Annotated in this window: 18 protein-coding genes; 9 read left to right on the top strand and 9 right to left on the bottom strand. The window is 55.9% G+C overall.

The window, feature by feature from the left end; translation table 11 throughout:
- Positions 1-10 precede the first annotated feature (10 nt).
- Complete coding sequence (locus tag AC2FJ5_RS01410) at positions 11-1,564, bottom strand: UxaA family hydrolase (protein WP_496792133.1); 1,554 nt, start codon at positions 1,562-1,564, stop codon at positions 11-13.
- 83 nt (positions 1,565-1,647) lie between these two features.
- On the opposite strand from AC2FJ5_RS01410, the gene AC2FJ5_RS01405 reads away from it, so the two are divergent.
- From AC2FJ5_RS01405 to AC2FJ5_RS01380, 6 genes are all read left to right on the top strand, one after another.
- On the top strand, positions 1,648-2,385 hold the full coding sequence (locus AC2FJ5_RS01405; protein WP_496792131.1) for a GntR family transcriptional regulator: 738 nt from the start codon (positions 1,648-1,650) through the stop codon (positions 2,383-2,385).
- Positions 2,382-3,434 (top strand): aldo/keto reductase, encoded by a 1,053-nt coding sequence (locus tag AC2FJ5_RS01400; RefSeq protein WP_496701872.1) that lies wholly within the window; start codon positions 2,382-2,384, stop codon positions 3,432-3,434. Before AC2FJ5_RS01405 ends, AC2FJ5_RS01400 begins: the two co-directional genes overlap by 4 nt.
- A complete protein-coding gene (locus tag AC2FJ5_RS01395; RefSeq protein WP_496792129.1) occupies positions 3,424-3,852 on the top strand; it encodes an RbsD/FucU family protein in 429 nt (142 codons plus the stop codon). The genes AC2FJ5_RS01400 and AC2FJ5_RS01395 overlap by 11 nt, the downstream gene beginning before the upstream one ends.
- Positions 3,849-4,679, top strand: coding sequence for an amidohydrolase family protein (locus tag AC2FJ5_RS01390; protein WP_496792127.1), 831 nt, complete (start codon positions 3,849-3,851; stop codon positions 4,677-4,679). The genes AC2FJ5_RS01395 and AC2FJ5_RS01390 overlap by 4 nt, the downstream gene beginning before the upstream one ends.
- An 86-nt stretch (positions 4,680-4,765) precedes the next feature.
- The gene (locus AC2FJ5_RS01385) at positions 4,766-5,521 is read left to right on the top strand and encodes an SDR family oxidoreductase (RefSeq protein WP_496792125.1); all 756 of its coding nucleotides are present in this window, start codon (positions 4,766-4,768) and stop codon (positions 5,519-5,521) included.
- A 19-nt stretch (positions 5,522-5,540) separates the two neighbouring features.
- Entirely contained in the window at positions 5,541-6,383 is an 843-nt protein-coding gene (locus AC2FJ5_RS01380; RefSeq protein ID WP_496792123.1) for a fumarylacetoacetate hydrolase family protein, read from the top strand.
- Positions 6,384-6,415: 32 nt separating this feature from the next.
- Here the strand turns inward: AC2FJ5_RS01380 and AC2FJ5_RS01375 are convergent, their stop codons facing one another.
- Positions 6,416-7,453 (bottom strand): GlxA family transcriptional regulator, encoded by a 1,038-nt coding sequence (locus AC2FJ5_RS01375; protein WP_246097212.1) that lies wholly within the window; start codon positions 7,451-7,453, stop codon positions 6,416-6,418.
- A 157-nt stretch (positions 7,454-7,610) separates the two neighbouring features.
- On the opposite strand from AC2FJ5_RS01375, the gene AC2FJ5_RS01370 reads away from it, so the two are divergent.
- On the top strand, positions 7,611-8,288 hold the full coding sequence (locus AC2FJ5_RS01370) for a GntR family transcriptional regulator (protein ID WP_142636309.1): 678 nt from the start codon (positions 7,611-7,613) through the stop codon (positions 8,286-8,288).
- Position 8,289: 1 nt separating this feature from the next.
- Here AC2FJ5_RS01370 and AC2FJ5_RS01365 read toward each other — a convergent pair whose 3' ends face one another.
- From AC2FJ5_RS01365 to AC2FJ5_RS01335, 7 genes are all read right to left on the bottom strand, one after another.
- Positions 8,290-9,246 (bottom strand): ABC transporter ATP-binding protein, encoded by a 957-nt coding sequence (locus AC2FJ5_RS01365; RefSeq protein WP_496792121.1) that lies wholly within the window; start codon positions 9,244-9,246, stop codon positions 8,290-8,292.
- Complete coding sequence (locus tag AC2FJ5_RS01360; protein ID WP_142636312.1) at positions 9,243-10,220, bottom strand: ABC transporter ATP-binding protein; 978 nt, start codon at positions 10,218-10,220, stop codon at positions 9,243-9,245. The genes AC2FJ5_RS01365 and AC2FJ5_RS01360 overlap by 4 nt, the downstream gene beginning before the upstream one ends.
- A 4-nt stretch (positions 10,221-10,224) precedes the next feature.
- Positions 10,225-11,127, bottom strand: a complete 903-nt coding sequence (locus tag AC2FJ5_RS01355; RefSeq protein WP_185956667.1) for an ABC transporter permease subunit — start codon at positions 11,125-11,127, stop codon at positions 10,225-10,227.
- Positions 11,127-12,134: an ABC transporter permease subunit gene (locus tag AC2FJ5_RS01350; RefSeq protein WP_142636316.1), complete on the bottom strand. Its 1,008-nt coding sequence runs from the start codon at positions 12,132-12,134 to the stop codon at positions 11,127-11,129. The genes AC2FJ5_RS01355 and AC2FJ5_RS01350 overlap by 1 nt, the downstream gene beginning before the upstream one ends.
- Complete coding sequence (locus AC2FJ5_RS01345) at positions 12,134-13,228, bottom strand: M24 family metallopeptidase (RefSeq protein ID WP_496792119.1); 1,095 nt, start codon at positions 13,226-13,228, stop codon at positions 12,134-12,136. The genes AC2FJ5_RS01350 and AC2FJ5_RS01345 overlap by 1 nt, the downstream gene beginning before the upstream one ends.
- Positions 13,229-13,293: 65 nt before the next feature.
- Positions 13,294-14,877, bottom strand: a complete 1,584-nt coding sequence (locus AC2FJ5_RS01340) for an ABC transporter substrate-binding protein (RefSeq protein ID WP_142636319.1) — start codon at positions 14,875-14,877, stop codon at positions 13,294-13,296.
- 368 nt (positions 14,878-15,245) lie between these two features.
- The gene (locus AC2FJ5_RS01335; RefSeq protein ID WP_142636321.1) at positions 15,246-15,863 is read right to left on the bottom strand and encodes a TetR/AcrR family transcriptional regulator; all 618 of its coding nucleotides are present in this window, start codon (positions 15,861-15,863) and stop codon (positions 15,246-15,248) included.
- Positions 15,864-16,056: 193 nt separating this feature from the next.
- On the opposite strand from AC2FJ5_RS01335, the gene AC2FJ5_RS01330 reads away from it, so the two are divergent.
- The gene (locus AC2FJ5_RS01330) at positions 16,057-16,986 is read left to right on the top strand and encodes an AEC family transporter (protein ID WP_496792117.1); all 930 of its coding nucleotides are present in this window, start codon (positions 16,057-16,059) and stop codon (positions 16,984-16,986) included.
- 103 nt (positions 16,987-17,089) lie between these two features.
- Positions 17,090-17,923 (top strand): S-formylglutathione hydrolase, encoded by an 834-nt coding sequence (gene fghA, locus AC2FJ5_RS01325; protein ID WP_142636325.1) that lies wholly within the window; start codon positions 17,090-17,092, stop codon positions 17,921-17,923.
- Positions 17,924-17,926: the final 3 nt, after the last annotated feature.

The following is a 17,926-nucleotide window of genomic DNA, read 5'->3' as shown; positions in this document are numbered from 1 at the left end:
GAACCTGCGGCTACATAACAGCGCCGATTTGCCAGGGGACAAATTCAACGCCCCCAAAACCAAGCTCTTCGCTTTTTGTTTGTTCGCCCGATGCGACACGGATCAACATTTCGAACAACTCTTCGCCCTTGGCCTCGATACTGACCCCGTCAGTGACGATGTCGCCGCAATTCAGATCCATGTCTTCGGACATGCGGGCGTACATTTCCGAATTTGTTGCCAGCTTGATGCAGGGCGTGGGTTGATATCCGGAGACCGACCCCCTGCCCGTGGTGAACACGATCAAATTGGCACCCGCTGCTACCTGACCCGTGACTGAGCAAGGATCGAACCCGGGGCTGTCCATGAAGACAAAGCCCTTTTTGTCGATAATTTCGCCAAATCTGTAGACGTCGCGCATCGGGGCCGTGCCCCCCTTGGCCACCGCACCCAGAGACTTTTCAAGAATGGTCGTCAGTCCACCGCGCTTGTTTCCGGGGCTTGGATTGTTGTCCATCTCGCCGCCATTGCGCTTGGTGTAATCTTCCCACCAATGAATACGGTCGATCAGTTTTTTGCCGATTTCCGGCGTTTCTGCGCGCCGGGTCAAAAGATGCTCGGCGCCATAAATTTCAGAGGTTTCCGATAGGATTGTCGTTCCGCCATGGCGCACAAGCAGATCAGAGGCATATCCAAGCGCCGGATTGGCAGTGATGCCGGAATAACCATCCGAGCCACCGCATTGCATCCCGACCGTAATCGCACTGATCGGAGCGGGCTTGCGCACCGCATGGTTGGCCAGCCGCGCGATCCCCTCCAGCTCGGCAAGCCCGCGCTCGATCGTGCGGCGCGTACCGCCTTCGTTTTGGATGGTCATATAGCGCAAGGCACCGTCCTCGCGGATGGGGCGGCCATCAACCAGACTGGCCACTTGCATGACCTCACATCCCAGCCCAATCAGCAGAATGCCGGCAAAGTTCGGGTGCTGGGCGTACCCGGCCAGGGTGCGCATCAACGTAGCATAGCCGTCATCCTTGGACGACATACCGCAGCCCGTGCCATGCACGATGGGCACCACCCCGTCCACGTTGGGATATGGGTCAAGCAACCCACGTTTTAAGGCCGCTTCGGCGATGAACCGGGCTACTGAACCCGAACAATTCACTGTCGTCAGAATTCCGATATAATTGCGCGTGCCAACCTTCCCATCGGACCGGTGATACCCAAGAAAACTCCGCTCTTCGTCGATATGCGGCAAAGGGGTATTTGCGGTCGCATGGGCATAGTCCTGCTGATGGGCCCCCATACCAAGATTGTGGACATGGACGTGATCTCCGGCTGCGATATCTGCCTTTGCCTGACCAATGATCTGACCATAGCGAATGACGTTTTCTCCGGTAGAAATTGGGGCAATAGCAATCTTGTGCCCACGCAGAACCTGATCCCGAAGCGGGACATTCAGCCCGCAAGGCTGCGTGCCGATCTTCAGATCTCGGAGTGCAATGACGATATTGTCGTCCGGGTTCAACCTGACTGTATCGCGCGCTGCGGGCTGAGAAGCCTTTATTTTTTGGTCTGGTTGCATCATTTTCCTGTTTGCTGATCCCGACTGCTAATCGTCGGACACGCACTTGTCAACTAACATGTTAGTATGCTAGGCCACCAAATATGAATAAACCACAGGACATAAACGCTCTGCACCTGCACGATATTTCTACGTCTGAGGGCTCGTTGTCTCAGCGCGTTTACCTCTCAATCAAGCATGCAATCCTGTCGCTGGACTTCGCGCCGGGCGACAACCTCAGGAAGGCGCCGATATGCGAACGCCTTGGCGTTTCGCGTGCGCCCGTGACCGAGGCGATTGCCCGACTTGCTTCCGAGGGTCTGGTGGATGTCGTGCCCCAATCCGGCACGCGCGTATCCTATTTCTCGATGTCCGAAATTCGCGAGGGCATGTTCCTGCGTGAAGCACTTGAACTTGCGACGGTCGCCAAAGTCGCGCGCGATTTGACCGAGGATCAGCGCAAGATACTGGGCCGCAACATGCGTCTGCAAGAGCTGCTGATCGAAGATGAAGATGTCCCCGGCTTTTACGAGGCGGATGAAGAATTCCACGGCTTGCTAATGAAATTCACAGGATTCAACAGGTTAAGCGACGTCGCGCAAACCGTTTCATTGCAAGTGACCAGAGCGCGAATGCTGCTGCTGCCCACCCCGGGCCGGGTGGTGGAAACGCTGGCCGAACACCGCGCCATTTTCAACGCGATTCTTGAGAGAGATGAAAAAGCTGCACAGGACGCCATGCAACGTCATCTTGGGCAGTTGATGCCTCGGATTCAACGCTTGCAGCAGGAACAGTCCCACCTTTTCACGGACTCCCCTCATCCAATACGCGAGGCAGGATGACAGTTACCGCAACAGAGCTTCTAAATGGCCGCACGGCGCGACCCGTTCCGCTGACTCGGATGGGTTTTGGTGGCGCGCCTTTGGGGAATCTCTATCGCAAAGTATCAGATGAGGATGCGCAGGCTGCGCTACAGGCAGCCTTTGATTTGGGTATCCGATTTTTTGACACCGCACCGCAATATGGGTTGGGCCGCTCCGAGCAACGATTTGGCCAGGCTATTGCCCGGTTCGGACGCGAAGAGATTCAACTTTCGACCAAGATCGGGCGTCTGCTGCTGGATTGCGCACCGCATCAGGTCACACCCGAAGCCTTTGTTGATGTGCCGCAGAAACGTATCGTTTTCGACTATACCTATGACGGGGTCATGCGATCCTACGACGCCAGCCGCGACCGGTTGGGTGTCTCATGCGCCGATATCCTGCTTGTGCATGACGTCTGTGCGTTCAGTCAGGGTAGTCAGGAGGCATCTGATGCCAAGATCCGGGAACTGTTCGATGGCGGCGGATACAAAGCTCTGGTCGAACTTCGTGACGCCGGTGAAATCGCAGCCATTGGAGCCGGTGTAAATGAATGGCAGGTCTGCGAAAGATTATTGGGCTTGGGCGACTTTGACGGGTTTCTTCTGGCAGGCCGTTATACCCTGTTGGAACAAGACGCTTTAGACAGCTTTCTACCCCTTTGCGAAAAGCGGGACGTGGGCATAATTCTTGGCGGGCCGTACAACTCGGGTATCCTCGCAACCGGCGCTGTTCCCGGTGCGAAATACAATTATGCTGATGCACCCGAAGACATCCTTGCCCGAGTTCGCCAGATCGAGGCTGTTTGCTCAGCCCATGATACACCACTGATCGCTGCTGCCTTACAATTTGTCCTTGGCCATCCCTGCGTCAAAACCGTTGTCCCCGGCGCGGTGAATGCTGCCGAGGTGCAGGCCAATGCGGCCCTGCTCGAACGTCAAATCCCCGCTGCGCTTTGGTCTGATCTGTGTTCGGAAGGATTGATCCGTTCCGACGCCCCCCTTCCCGGAGAGGCTGCCTATGCTGCGTAATATTGATCCCATCCTGTCGCCTGACCTGTTGTACACCCTGCGCGCTATGGGGCATGGCGATGAAATCGTGATTGCGGATGCGAATTTCCCCGGCTCGAGCTCTGGGCCGGGCTGCATACGTGCCGACGGGTCAAGCGCCAGCGAAATCCTAAGAGCTATTTTGTCTGTCATGCCGTTGGACACATTTGTCCCTGACCCGGCCCTGACCATGCAGGTTGTTGGCGATCCGGATGCTGTACCTGAGGCCATCGCCGATTTTCAGACCATTATCAGCGAAATTGCAGACCACCCGGCCACGATACAAGGCCTTGAACGTTTCGCCTTTTACGACCGGGCGGCCACAGCTTTTGCGATCGTGCAAACCGGCGAACGTCGGCTGTATGGAAATATTATCCTGAAAAAGGGCGTCCTTGGATGAAGATCGACGCCCATCAGCATTTTTGGACATTGGCGCGCGAAGACTATGGCTGGCTGACACCGGATCTGGGGCCGATTTACGCGGATTTCGCGCCCGCGGATCTGGCCCCATTGCTGAAAGGAACGGGAATTGACGGTACGGTCTTGGTACAGGCTGCGCCGACAGCTGCTGAGACCGAATATCTGCTGTCACTCGCCGAGCAGGCCCCGTTCATAAAAGGCGTTGTCGGATGGGTTGATTTTGAGGCCGCCGACGCACCGGAACAAATCGCACGACTGGCTGCCCACCCGGTCTTTGTCGGTTTGCGCCCCATGGTTCAGGACATTCCCGACCCATTATGGATGCTCAAGGATGGGCTGACACCGGCTTTTGACGCTCTGCAACAGTGGAACCTTACCTTTGATGCGCTGACCCTGCCGCGACATCTGGGGCCGCTTCAACAGCTGCTGGATCGGCACCCACATATGCGCACGGTGATTGATCACGGTGCCAAGCCCCTGATTCGGGAGGGAGTCATGGAGGGCTGGCAAGAAGACATGTCGACATTGGCCCGAAATACAAATGCCTGGTGCAAACTTTCCGGGTTGGTGACCGAGGCCGGGGCGAATTGGACGGTAGAAGACTTGAAGCCCTATGTGGATCACCTGCTGAACACATTCGGGCCCTATCGCCTGATCTGGGGCAGCGACTGGCCGGTTTGCACATTAAACAGCAGTTATGAACGATGGCTCGAGGCGACCGATACGCTGTTAACCGGTCTGTCACCACACGAGCATCAGGCGATACGGGGCGGTAATGCTGCCCAAGCCTATGACCTCAGGAACTAGATTGATCTTTCCGAGGCTGTATGCCGATGGGATTTTGCCGTTGTGGTTCCCCGAAGCTTGGATTTTAGAAGGAGAGTGAAATAGATATGACATCATCCGAAAACCTTGGCCGTCTGGCTGGAAAAACTGCTCTGATCACCGCCGCGGGACAGGGCATCGGGCGTGCAACAGCCGAATTGTTCGCCGCCGAAGGTGCACAGGTTTTTGCCAGCGACATCAATGATACCTCTCTGGCAGAGTTGCAAAATATCCAAGGCGTTACGTCGGTAAAACTTGACGTAACCGATGCGGCGGCAGTGCAGGCCTTCGTCGCGGACATGCCCCCGTTGGATGTTTTGTTCAACTGCGCAGGATATGTGGCTGGCGGGTCCATTCTGGAATGTGATGAACGTGACTGGGATTTCAGTTTTGAGCTGAACGTCAAATCGATGTACCGGCTGATCCAATGTGCCCTGCCAACCATGCTGGAACATGGTGGCGGGTCTATCATCAACATGTCTTCGGTCGCCTCTTCGTTGAAGGGCGTTCCAAACAGGTTTGCATACTGCGCCTCGAAAGCCGCCGTAATCGGACTGACGAAATCGATCGCAGCCGATTTCGTCACTCAAGGAATCCGGTGCAATGCGATCTGCCCCGGCACTGTCGACAGCCCCAGCTTGCACGACCGGTTGCGCGCAACTGGGGATTACGAGAAAGCAATGACTGATTTTATCGCGCGGCAACCCATGGGCCGCATCGGAACCGCAGATGAGATCGCGGAACTTGCGCTCTATCTGGCCAGCGATGCCAGCAAATACACAACCGGACAGCCCTTTGCCATTGATGGCGGCTGGACGATCTGAAGCAAATGAGGAATGTGAAATGAAATTGCTACGATACGGCCCAGCAGGCGCGGAAAAGCCGGGCATAGTTGATAAAGACGGCACAATCCGGGACCTGTCGGGGATCGTCGCCGACATTGCCGGGGAAGCGCTTAGCGATGAAACCCTTGCACAGCTGCGCGCGCTGGATCTTGAAACCCTGCCACCCGTCGATGCCGACAGCCGTATCGGCGCCTGTGTTGGACGTGTCGGCAAGTTCATCTGCATCGGTTTAAACTTTGCCGATCACGCGGCCGAAAGCGGCATGGACCTACCTGCTGAGCCGGTGGTCTTTTTCAAAGCGACATCCGCCATCATAGGCCCCGATGACACCGTTGAAATCCCCCGCGGGTCAGTCAAGACCGATTGGGAGGTGGAACTGGGCGTCGTCATCGGAAAAGAAGCAAAATACATCTCGGAGGATGAAGCACTGGCCCATGTGGCAGGATATTGTGTGATCAATGACCTGTCAGAACGGGATTTTCAGCTGCACCGTTCAGGTCAGTGGGTCAAAGGTAAATCCGCAGATACGTTCGGCCCAATCGGTCCCTGGCTGGTGACACGGGACGAAATCCCTGATCCCCAAGACCTGCCAATGTATCTTGAGGTGAACGGGCATCGGTATCAGGATGGCTCGACCAGAACGATGCATTTCAGTGTCACAGCGGTGATCTCGCACCTGTCGCAATTCATGTCACTGCAACCCGGCGACGTGATCTCGACCGGGACACCCCCCGGTGTGGGTCTGGGGCAAAATCCGCAGGTTTACCTCAAACCTGGTGACAAGATGGAACTGGGGATCGAAGGTCTGGGGGTTCAACGTCAGAACGTCATACAGGCGTAGTCCCTGGGACCTATCAAGTGGTGCTCATCCAGTCATTCTGGGTGGGTTTCCTCGGACCAGGATCGCCGGAAATTATGCGGTGATATTCTGAATCGGTTCCGGAAATGCACAGAAAGCCTATCCGTACTGGAAAACCCGGATGCAAAGGCTATCTCAGAAACGCTCAGGTTTGTTTCATTCAACAGGGCAAAAGCACGGTCCAGCCTGAGTTCATTATAGAACCGTCCCGGCGACATGTTAGTGTGCTGCCTGAATAGCCGCTCCATATGCCGCCGGGACAGGGACGCCTGATCCGCTATTGCCTCGAGGCTAAGCTGCGTTTCAATATTCTCGCGCATGATTTGCACCGCTTCGATCAATTTGGCATTTCGCGTGCCCAAAAGCGCCGAAACCGGCGATACCTGTTTGCTGCCGCCTTCTCCCAGCCTTCTGTGCAGGCACATTTCCGAAACATTGTTCGCCAAGGCGTTGCCAAACAATTCCTCGATAACTTCAAGCATCATGTCAGTGCTGGCGTGCCCGCCCCCGCATGTTCTAAGTTTCCCGTCAATTTCATAGAGGTTCTGGGTCGGCTCCATTGTTGGGAAGTTCTCACAAAAGCCAGGCCGGTTTTCCCAATGGACGGTAAAGTTTCTGGTTCCGATCACGCCCGCCTTTGCTAAGGCAAATGCACCGGTACAAATCCCACCGAACTCACATCCATGCGCCTTTTGTCGCCGAATCCAGTTCAAGACATTTGTGTTGAAAGACCTCATCGGTTGCGTTCCGGAACACACAAAGACAAACGCTCCCTTCTCCAGGTCATGAACCGAGTGATCCGCCTGAACACGTATGCCGTTGGAACAGGTCACGGGTTCTCCGTCGGTGGAGAGCACGTACCATTCGAACAGCTGCTTTCTGGACAGTTGATTTGATATGCGCAGAGGCTCAATCGCGGCACTGAAAGCCAGCATCGTCGTGTTGGGTAAAAGCAGAAAATAGAAGGCCTTGGGCGGCCCGTCATAGGAAACGTCCACGGAAATTGCGCCTTTTGGCAAAAAGCGCGGATTATCCATACGATCCTCTTTCATGTTTAATCCTTATAGAACGTGACCATTTTTACTGTGGCAGCCGAGGCGGCTTGAAATCAATCAACACTTTATATTCATTAGTGAATGCAAGGCTCTTGGAAAACCGGTGTCTATTTTGTATTTTGGATACAAAATTACACCAGCAGAGACTGTAACAATGCCAAGAACCCGCGCAATTCCCAGGCAAAGTTTGCCCGATGTCATCACAAATGACCTGCGCGAGCGGATTCTAAGCGGTGAGATGGCAGAAGGTGAAGCCATCCGTCAAGAAGCATTGGCAGAAGACTATGACGTGTCACGCATGCCCATACGAGAAGCGTTAAAACGGCTTGATGCAGAGGGTCTTGTGCAGCTGACCAACAATCGCGGCGCTGCGGTGACAAGACATTCGCTGTCAGAAATCGGTGAGATATTTGACCTCCGGATAATGTTGGAGGTCGATCTGTTCAGGCGTGCAATTCCACAGATGACCGAGGCAAATTTTGCCGAATGCGAAAGGTTTCTGGACGAAATGGAAACGTCCTACGAAGCCTATGATGTCGGGCGGTGGGGTGGTTTGAACTACGAATACCACAATGCGCTTTACGCTGCAGCAGACCGTGGGATCACCAATGATATACTACAACGGATCAATCTACAGTCCGATCGCTATGTCCGTATGCACCTGAGCGTTATGGAACAACGCGAGCCCGCAAAAAAGGACCATCGCCAACTGCTGACGCTGGCCGAGAATGGGCAAGTTGAGGAAGCCTGCGCGCTGTTGACCCAACATATTGGGCGCACAAAAGACCATTTGCTTGCGATGGTCACCGCAACGCGCAGTTCCGAGAGCTAACCTAACCCAGCGGATGCAGGCACGCAGCCTGATGGGTTGTTCCTTGCAGATCGGGTGGTGCCGCACGGCATTCGTCAGTTGCCAGCCAGCATCGCTGAGCAAAGGCACATCCTTTGGGGATATTCATCGGTGAGGGCAACTCACCTTCCAGCTTGATCCGTTCCTTACGCGCCTCGGGGTCGGCACGCGGTGTCGTCGACAACAACGCTTTGGAGTAAGGATGCCGGGGCGCCGCGAACAACTGTTCTTTCGGAGCTTTCTCGACTGCGCGTCCCAGATACATGACAATTACGTCATCAGCGAAATGCTTCACCACAGACAGGTCATGCGAGATGAACAGGTAGGCCAGGTTCAGACGCTCTTGCAGTTCAACCAGCAGGTTCAGGATTTGTGACTGGATCGAAACATCCAGCGCCGATACCGGTTCATCCAAAACCAGAACCTTGGGGTTCAGCATCAGGGCTCGGGCAATCGCAATCCGCTGCCGTTGGCCGCCCGAAAACATGTGGGGGTAGCGATCATAATGCTCGGGGCGCAGACCGACAAGATCAATCATTTCGCGCGCGCGAGTTTCCCGTTCCGCAGCGGTCATATCGGGCCGGTTGATGATCAGAGGTTCCTGCAGGATCTGACCGATCCGTTGTCGCGGATTAAGCGAACCATAGGGATCCTGAAACACGATCTGCACGTTTTTGCGCATCTCAGCCCACTTTGACGGGGTGATTTCGACGCCGTCGATGGTCAGCGTTCCCGAAGTGGGCTTTTCAATCATCGTTACGACGCGAGCGAGGGTGGATTTACCGCACCCGGACTCTCCTACAATGGCCAGCGTCTTGCCAGGCTCTAGGGCAAAATCCACACCGGAAAGGGCTTTGACCGTTGCCGATTTCGACAGCAATCCCCCTTTGACCTCATAGTGCCGGGCCAACGCGTTTGCCTGAACGATCGGGGCGGTCATGCCAATTCTCCAGCGGTGATTTCCTTGACGTGGTGACAGCGGGCCTTGCCGAAATCTGCTCCATGCGGAGCGGGTGGTGTGTTCCGGCACAAGTCATCGGCGAATTGGCATCGCGGGCTGAACAAGCAACCTTTGGGACGGTCAAATTGACCAGGAACAACACCTGGAATCGTCGGCAGCAATTTCGAAGTTGCCCGTTCAGGCAAAGCGTTCAGCAAAGCTGAGGTATAAGGATGGCGCGGTGTGCGGAACAGATCGCGTACCGGCTGTTCCTCGACCTTTTGACCGGCATATTGGACCTGAACCCGCTCGGCGGTTTCTGCCACAACACCCATGTCATGGGTAATCAGAACAAGGCCCATCCCCTGCTCATCGCGCAATCGGACCAACAGATCCAGAATCTGCGCCTGAATCGTTACATCAAGCGCGGTAGTGGGTTCATCCGCGATCAGAAGTTTCGGGGTGCAGGCAATCGCCATCGCGATCATGACCCGCTGATTCATGCCGCCCGACATCTGGTGAGGGAATGTATTCAGACGGCTCTCGGGTGCCGGGATCCCCACCAGGTCAAACAGCTCAATCGCGCGCTGATGACGGTCTTTGCGATTTAGCCCCAAATGGATACGCAGTGCTTCCTTGATCTGGAAACCGACCGTGAAACAGGGGTTTAGCGAAGACATCGGCTCTTGAAAGATCATGGCAATATCTTTGCCGATGATCTTGCGCCGATCCCGTGCCGAGATTTTGGTCAGGTCGCGACCCTCAAAGCTCATTTCATCTGCAGTGATTGTCGCCGTCCATGGCAGCAACCCCATCAGCGCCAGCATTGACACGGATTTACCCGAGCCGCTTTCCCCGACAATGGCCATCAACTCGCCCTTGTTGACAGACAGATCAACGCCATCCACAGCGCGGAACTCACCCGACGCAGTAGCAAACTCGACCGAAAGATTTCGGATTTCCAACAGGCTCATGTCGTCAGCTCCGTTTCAGCTTGGGGTCCAGCGCGTCGCGCAGACCGTCGCCCATCAGGTTGATTGCCAGCACCGTGACCAGAATGGCCAGGCCCGGGAAAGTTACCACCCACCAGGCGCGCAGAATGAATTCGCGCGCTTCGGCCAGCATCGTGCCCCATTCGGGCGTTGGCGGCTGCGCCCCCATGCCCAGAAAGCCAAGTGCCGCAGCATCCAGAATCGCGGTCGAGAAGGACAGCGCCGCCTGGACAATGATCGGCGCCAGACAGTTCGGCAGCACGGTTTTGAACATCAGGCGTGCCTTGCTTGCACCGGCCACACGAGCCGAGGTCACATAATCCTTTTGCCGTTCGGCCAGAACCGAGGCGCGGGTGAGGCGCACGTAATGTGGTTGAAACACAATGGCGATGGCGATCATTGCATTGGTCAGAGACGGGCCCAGAATGGCGACCAGAACCAGTGCCAGCAGCAGCGACGGAAAGGACAAGATAATATCCATCACGCGCATGATCATCGTATCGACCCATTTGGGTGCAAACCCGGATAGCAGGCCAAGAACCACACCGCCTGACACGGCCACACAAACCACGACGATCCCGACAAAGAAGGAATAGCGAGATCCCATAATCAGCCGCGAAAGCATATCCCGGCCCAGCGGATCAGTCCCCAGCGGGAAGGCCCAACTGCCGCCTTCCTGCCATGCCGGAGGCTGCAGGATATGCTCGCGGAACTGTTCGGTTGGATCGTAGGGGGCCAGCAAAGGTGCGAAGGCAGCGCAAAAGACAAAGGCGGCGAATACCCACAGGCCAATCACCGCGCCGCGGTTTTCACTGAAATAAAACCAGAATTCGCGCAAGGCGCTTGGGCGGTCTTCGGTTTTGGGTGCGTTTGCGGATAGTTCAGCCATCACCGCCTCCGGATTTTTGGATTGATGATGCCATAAAGGACATCGACCAGTAGGTTCACCAGCATCACGATCACGGCGATCATCAGAAGACCGCCCTGCACCACCGGGTAATCGCGCCGGAAGATGCTGTCGACCATCCACTTGCCGATGCCCGGCCAGCTAAAGATCGTCTCGGTCAGAATTGCACCAGCCAGCAAAGTTCCAACCGACAGGCCGATCACCGTAATCACGGGGATCAACGCATTACGCAGAGCATGCAGCCCGTTGATCCGAGTGGGTGACAGGCCTTTTGCCCGCGCGGTACGAATGTAGTCCTCGCCCAAAACCTCAAGCATCGCCGAGCGCGTCTGACGCGCAATGACAGCCAGCGGGATCGTCCCCAGAACAATCGTTGGCAGAATCAAATGCCGAACAGCCGACGTGAATGCCCCGGGTTGCCCCGACAAAAGACTGTCGATCAGCATAAAGCCGGTCACGCTGGGGAAGTAATACAGAAGGTCGATCCGACCCGAAACAGGCGTCCAGCCCAGGTTGCCCGAGAACACGATGATCAGCAGCAGCGCCCACCAGAAGATCGGCATCGAATATCCCACCAGCGCAGATGACATCAGCGCCCGATCAAAGAATTTGCCCCGGTTGACTGCGGCAATGACACCGGCGGGCAACCCAAGGGCCACCGCGAAGATCATCGCGCAGATCGACAATTCCAGCGTCGCTGGGAACAGGGCAAAAAACTCGTCCCAGACCGGTTTCTTGGTGACAAAGCTTTCGCCCAGATCGCCCTGCATAACGCCGGTCAGATAGTCCCAATATTGTTGGAGGACCGGCTTGTCGAAGCCCAGTTTGACCACCATTTCCTGATAGCGTTCCTCGGACATTCCGCGTTCACCGGCCATGACGATGATCGGATCACCGGGCAAAACCCGAATGAACATGAAGGAGATAAGCGTTACACCCAGGAATGTCGGAATGAACATACCGAGACGAGAAAGAAAGTAGCCAAACATCAGCGACCTATGATTGTGAGATCTTTGGGAAAGTGGGTCAGCGACCGACAGCCATCCCCTGTAACAAGCACGTCATCTTCTATGCGCACGCCGAAATTGTCCAGCGCGTATAGGCCCGGCTCGTTTGTCCAAACCATGCCCGGAAGGATTTTCTGGTCGTTTCCACGCATGATATACGGCGCTTCGTGAACGTCGCGGCCCAGCCCGTGGCCCGTTTTAGTGCGGATCCGATCGGCATAGGGTGACGCTTCGAGCACGCTGATCACGGCATCGTCGATATCATGCGCCGTGACACCGGGACGGCAGGCTTTGAACCCTGCCAGATTGGCGCGCAGAACGGTGTCATAGACCGCCCTGCCCTCGTCCGAGACCTCTTCGACAAAGAATGTCCGGGTGATGTCGGCGGCAAACCCATGTTTGCGGGCTCCGAAATCAAACAAAAGCGCATCGCCCGGTTTGATCTGGTAATCCGCCCGCGCCTTACCATGGGGCCGCGCCGAGTTATCCCCGGCGGCAACAATCGGCGAAAATGCCAGCGAGGCGGCGCCTTCCGCAAACAGCGCCTGAATCAAGGCCTGTTCAATCTGCAATTCGGTCTGACCGACGCGCACATCCGCAATCACGCGCTCTAACGCGCGCTCAGAGATGTCGATCGCGGCTTGAAGCGCTGCGATATCGTCTTCTGTCTTGATAATGCGCAAGCCAGAAATTTCACGCTCGGCATCGACAATCTGCAGGTCCGGTAACGCGTTGGTAAACGCCTTCGACACAAAGACTCGCATCACCTGCCCTTCCACAGCCAGCGATGTCAGCGGCATATGCTTGGCGAGGGCTGCAAAGGCGTCATCATACCCGGTCTGGTCGAACCAGTCGAAAACGGCGCCTTCAAATCCAACCAGGTCCCAACTGCCGAGCTCAAGGTTGGGAACGATGGCCGCAGGAGAACCTTCGCTGGGGACCACGACCACAAAGGGCCGTTCGTGGCTCATGAAAGGTTTTCCCAATGCGCGGGTGAAATTCGGGCCGGGCACAAGGGCCACGGCATCAACTGACATGTCCTTTGCCAGTTGACGGTACTCGGACAAATTCGGCATCAGGGCCGACCTCCAATAAGAAACCGGAGCCGCCACGCGGGCGGCTCCGGTCGGTAAGTGATGAATTATTCGACGCTCACACCGTAGAAGATGTGGCCGCCCAGCGGGTGCACTTTATAGCCCTGCACTTCGTTGCGCATCGGCATAAAGACCACCGAGTGTGCGATCGTTGCCCAAGGCGCCTGCTCTTTGAAGACCACCTGAGCGTCTTCGTACAGCTTGGTGCGTTCGGCCTGATCGGTGGACTGCTTGGCCTTGAGGATCAGCTCTTCGAAGGGCTCGTGGCACCACTGCGCCCGGTTCGAGGCTTCGCGTCCGTCACAACCCAGCAGAACCGCCAAGAAGTTGTCTGGATCGCCATTGTCACCGGTCCAACCCAGCAGAACGGCTCCGTCACGGTCCAGATCTTTCGAACGCGACAGGTATTCACCCCATTCATAGGACACGATTTCGACGTCGACACCAACCTTGGCAAAATCCGCTTGGATCAGCTCGGCCATACGGCGTGCATTCGGGTTATAGGGACGCTGTACCGGCATAGCCCAAACCTTCATCGACAGGTCGGATACGCCTTCGGCTTCCAGCATCGCCTTGGCCGCTTCGGGATCATACGCGTCATCGGTGATGGCGTCGTTATAGCCCCACATGGTTGGCGGGATCGGGTTCTTGGCAACTTGGCCCGAGCCCTGGAACACGACGTCGATGATCGCATTCTTGTCGATCGCCATGTTCAGCGCCTTGCGGACCTTCGGATTGTCGAACGGTGCCATGGTGGTGTTGTAGGCGAGGTAGCCGACGTTCAGACCTTCCTGCTCCAACATGTTGATATCTGCATCGTCCTGCATCGCTTGAATGTCGGCCGGGTTCGGATAAGGCATGATATGACATTCGCCCGCTTTCAGCTTTTGATAGCGAACCGATGCATCCGGCGTGATAGCGAAGATCAGGTTCTCCACATCCGCAGGGGCCTTCCAGTAGTCGGCATTCTGCGCATAGCGGATCACCGCGTCTTTCTGGTAGGCTACAAACGAGAACGGACCAGTCCCGATCGGTGCTGTGTTCAGCTTCTCAGGCGTACCCGCGGCCATCATCGCATCCGCATATTCCGCAGACAGGATCGAGGCGAAGTCCATCGCCATGTTGGCCACAAAAGGCGCTTCAGGCTTGGACAGGGTGAACTTCACTGTGTAGTCGTCGACTTTTTCAATCGACTCGACCAGGTCCGGCATACCCATGCCCTGGAAATATTCCCAGGTACCACCAGATACCTGATTATAGGCATGGCCTTCATCCTTCTGGCGCATGAACGAGAAGATCACGTCATCAGCATTGAAATCACGCGTCGGCGTGAATTCGTCATTCGAATGGAATTTGACGCCCTGACGCAATTTGAAGGTATATTCCAGACCATCATCGCTGGCCTCAACGCTTTCCGCCAGACCGGGGATAACATTGGTAGTACCGGTCTCAAACTCGAGCAGACGGTTGTAAATCGGGTGTGACGAGGCATCAAAGGTTGTCCCTGCGGTAAATAGCGCCGGGTCAAAGCCTTCGGGTGATCCTTCCGAGCAATATACCAAAGTATTTGCTTGGGCCGCAGCACTGGACAACGCAATCGCTGCAGTTGCGGCCATCAATCTAAGTTTCATGAGTTTCTCCCAGAAATGTTTTTTCTTCAGATTTTCGCGTTGTTCTAATTTCTAGTCAGAACAATCTTTGATGACTGTCACCGCCGCGAAATCCCTGCCCAATGTATCCAAAATACAAAATCCATTGTCAACTGAGTTCACCGCCCAGCGATCAGGAAGTAAAAAAGAGGGCAGGTACAGCGTTATGATTTGCCTGGTCGAGCCTGTTTTCTAACTGATTTCGGTTCTTTGGCGATTAGAGCCAAGCAGTGGCGAAGCCACCGGGCAGGAGCGTCCGAACTCTTGAATGCCATCAATCCTAAATGCCGCGGGCTTCAGGGATCGACCTCCACATCCATGTCTTGAATCGAGTCGATCCGACCCAAATGTCAGGCGCCGTAACGGGCCATGAACATGTCGACAGCCTGCAGCGCGACCTCTTCAATCTCAGCCTCTGAAAAGCTGCTTTGAATGCCGAATGTGGATCGGGGCCAAAGGCGGACCTTGCACAATTCCGAAAACTGTTCAGCGGCAAATTGAAGGTCCTCGATAACCAATTCGCCTTTATTCACCGCTTTTTGCAGATATTCTGCAAGTTGCCGGGTGCCATTTTGCGGCCCCGCCTCATAGAAGGCGCGGCCAAGTTCGGGGAACCGATCTTGCTCGGCCACGCAGATGCGGAACACCTGCTGCGCAAAATCCGACACCAGAAATGCGGCCAGCTGGGTCGCAGCGATGGTCAGCACCTCGCGTGCGGGTTTTGTATCGTCAACCATCGAAACGACATTCTCGGCCATACGGCAGCATTCGTTCTGAGCGACCTCCATGAAAAGAAGACGCTTATCCGGGAAATAGCTGTACAATGTCGCCTTGGAAACACCCGCCGCGCGCGCAATGTCATCTACGCTAGCTCCTTCGAAACCATCTGCCATGAACACCGATCGGGCTCCTTGCAGGACCTGATCAAATTTTCGGCCTGTTCGCAAAATGGCAGTTGCTTCGGACATGCGCTCTCCTTCAGGGGTGGATTCGTCGAATCTATAAACTGATCAGTTCAGATACAACGATTCGCATAGGATTTCGGCCATGGGCAGGCGGGATTATGGTAATTTTTCCGTTAGGTCAGTCCGCGAAGGTCGTTCGGCGGGGCCTGATTGGCCAGGGGTTGCCGCCAGAGAAAACCGTGCTAACACTCTGGCCATGGCTGATATTTTTCTGCGTACGCTGCCGTTCTTTGCGATTATCGGCCTGGGGTATTGGGCTGGGCGCAGTCGGTTCTTTTCGGAAGAAGCCACGGCCTATCTGACGAAATTCGTGTTCTATTTTGCACTTTCGGCAATGTTGTTCCGCTTTGCCGCCACCCTGCCCTTTGCCGAGATATTCGACGGCAGATTGGTCGCGGGCTATCTGCTGGGAACGCTTACGGTTTATGCTCTGGCCAGTCTGATCGCGTGGATGCGCGGCCTTGACATGCCAACCTCTGCCGTCGAGGCCCAATGCGCTGCGATCGGCAATGTGGGCTTTCTGGGGCTGCCGATGCTTGCGCTTTTGTTCACCGAAGCAGCAATCGGCCCGGTCATGCTGGTATTGACTGTCGACCTTGTGGTGTTTTCCTCGCTGATTGTGATTTTGATCAATGCCGGGCGCGATGGGCGGCTGACGCCGGCAACATTTCGGTTGATTGGCCTCGGTTTGCTCAAAAACCCGATGATCGTATCTATTTCAGCGGGGCTTTTGTGGTCAGCCTTCCAAATTCCCGTGCCAGTTCCACTGAACGATTTTCTGACAATCCTGGGCGGGGCAGCCACTCCGGGAGCCTTGTTTGCGATAGGGGCATCGCTCGCCAGCAAATCCGCCGAGCGTGTTCAGATCGCTGCCTGGCTGAGTTTTTGCAAGCTGATCATTCATCCGCTCTGCGTTGCTGTCTTCGTAATCTGGTTGATCCCGGCGGAAAGCTTCTCGGCTTCGGTTGCCATTGCAGCGGCAGCACTGCCTGTCGCTGGGAATGTCTATATGCTGGCGGCCTATTACGGGGTCGCACCCCATCGGGCTTCGGCCGCAATTCTCTTGTCTACCGTGGTCAGCATCCTGACACTGCCGCTGGTGATTGCCATAGCCGGAACATTCTAAGCCACAGATAGGGAAAATACTCGCTGGCCGCAGGAACACAGACTTTACGCACGGACCGAGTAACGATAGCCATGGCGCGAACCTAACGTAAGGACGGAACCAAATGGAAACCCTTTCGGAAAACGCTTGTTTCGGAGGCGTCCAGGGCGTCTACCGCCACGCCTCGGCTGCCTGCCAATGCGACATGACTTTTGGACTGTTCCTGCCCGCCGAGGCAAAGGACGGCCCGGTTCCGGTTCTATGGTATCTGTCTGGTCTGACCTGTACCCATGAAAACGCCATGACCAAGGCCGGGGCGCAGGCCTGGGCCGCGGAACAGGGTATCGCCCTTGTTTTCCCTGACACATCCCCGCGCGGCGAAGGCGTTGCCGATCACGAGGACTACGATCTGGGCCAGGGCGCGGGGTTTTATGTGAATGCCACGCAATCACCCTGGGCACCGCACTTCAACATGTGGGACTATGTGGCCGAGGAATTGCCCGCTCTGCTGGTTGAAACCTTTGCAATCGACGCAGACCGCCAGGCCATTACCGGCCATTCCATGGGCGGCCATGGCGCCCTGACATTGGCAATGAACCTACCGGGCCGGTTCCGATCGGTTTCGGCATTTGCACCGATTTCAAACCCAACAAGCGCCGATTGGGGCCGCAAACAACTGAAGGCATATCTGGGCGATGACGCGGCCCAATGGGCCAAGCACGACGCATCGCTGATGATGAAGAACACCGGTTTCGACGGCCCTGTCCTGATCGACACCGGCGACAATGACCAGTTCATCGACCTGTTGCGCCCCGAGGCGCTGGCCCAGGCGATAGCCGAACGTCGCCAACAGGCAGTTTTCCGTCTGCAGCCCGGCTATGACCATTCTTACTTCTTTGTGTCGACCTTCATGGAAGACCACATCACTTTCCACGCCGAAGCACTGTATGGAGACTGAGGC

The organism is Ruegeria sp. CDSA221, from assembly GCF_059611825.1.
This window is presented reverse-complemented; position numbering and strand designations above follow the sequence as displayed.

What these genes read in the sequence shown, in the direction of transcription:
- AC2FJ5_RS01410 (WP_496792133.1), bottom strand. Translation starts at nt 1,564, where the DNA reads ATGCAACCAGACCAAAAAATAAAGGCTTCTCAGCCCGCAGCGCGCGAT.
- AC2FJ5_RS01405 (WP_496792131.1), top strand. Translation starts at nt 1,648, where the DNA reads ATGAATAAACCACAGGACATAAACGCTCTGCACCTGCACGATATTTCT.
- AC2FJ5_RS01400 (WP_496701872.1), top strand. Translation starts at nt 2,382, where the DNA reads ATGACAGTTACCGCAACAGAGCTTCTAAATGGCCGCACGGCGCGACCC.
- AC2FJ5_RS01395 (WP_496792129.1), top strand. Translation starts at nt 3,424, where the DNA reads ATGCTGCGTAATATTGATCCCATCCTGTCGCCTGACCTGTTGTACACC.
- AC2FJ5_RS01390 (WP_496792127.1), top strand. Translation starts at nt 3,849, where the DNA reads ATGAAGATCGACGCCCATCAGCATTTTTGGACATTGGCGCGCGAAGAC.
- AC2FJ5_RS01385 (WP_496792125.1), top strand. Translation starts at nt 4,766, where the DNA reads ATGACATCATCCGAAAACCTTGGCCGTCTGGCTGGAAAAACTGCTCTG.
- AC2FJ5_RS01380 (WP_496792123.1), top strand. Translation starts at nt 5,541, where the DNA reads ATGAAATTGCTACGATACGGCCCAGCAGGCGCGGAAAAGCCGGGCATA.
- AC2FJ5_RS01375 (WP_246097212.1), bottom strand. Translation starts at nt 7,453, where the DNA reads ATGAAAGAGGATCGTATGGATAATCCGCGCTTTTTGCCAAAAGGCGCA.
- AC2FJ5_RS01370 (WP_142636309.1), top strand. Translation starts at nt 7,611, where the DNA reads ATGCCAAGAACCCGCGCAATTCCCAGGCAAAGTTTGCCCGATGTCATC.
- AC2FJ5_RS01365 (WP_496792121.1), bottom strand. Translation starts at nt 9,246, where the DNA reads ATGACCGCCCCGATCGTTCAGGCAAACGCGTTGGCCCGGCACTATGAG.
- AC2FJ5_RS01360 (WP_142636312.1), bottom strand. Translation starts at nt 10,220, where the DNA reads ATGAGCCTGTTGGAAATCCGAAATCTTTCGGTCGAGTTTGCTACTGCG.
- AC2FJ5_RS01355 (WP_185956667.1), bottom strand. Translation starts at nt 11,127, where the DNA reads ATGGCTGAACTATCCGCAAACGCACCCAAAACCGAAGACCGCCCAAGC.
- AC2FJ5_RS01350 (WP_142636316.1), bottom strand. Translation starts at nt 12,134, where the DNA reads ATGTTTGGCTACTTTCTTTCTCGTCTCGGTATGTTCATTCCGACATTC.
- AC2FJ5_RS01345 (WP_496792119.1), bottom strand. Translation starts at nt 13,228, where the DNA reads ATGCCGAATTTGTCCGAGTACCGTCAACTGGCAAAGGACATGTCAGTT.
- AC2FJ5_RS01340 (WP_142636319.1), bottom strand. Translation starts at nt 14,877, where the DNA reads ATGAAACTTAGATTGATGGCCGCAACTGCAGCGATTGCGTTGTCCAGT.
- AC2FJ5_RS01335 (WP_142636321.1), bottom strand. Translation starts at nt 15,863, where the DNA reads ATGTCCGAAGCAACTGCCATTTTGCGAACAGGCCGAAAATTTGATCAG.
- AC2FJ5_RS01330 (WP_496792117.1), top strand. Translation starts at nt 16,057, where the DNA reads ATGGCTGATATTTTTCTGCGTACGCTGCCGTTCTTTGCGATTATCGGC.
- fghA (WP_142636325.1), top strand. Translation starts at nt 17,090, where the DNA reads ATGGAAACCCTTTCGGAAAACGCTTGTTTCGGAGGCGTCCAGGGCGTC.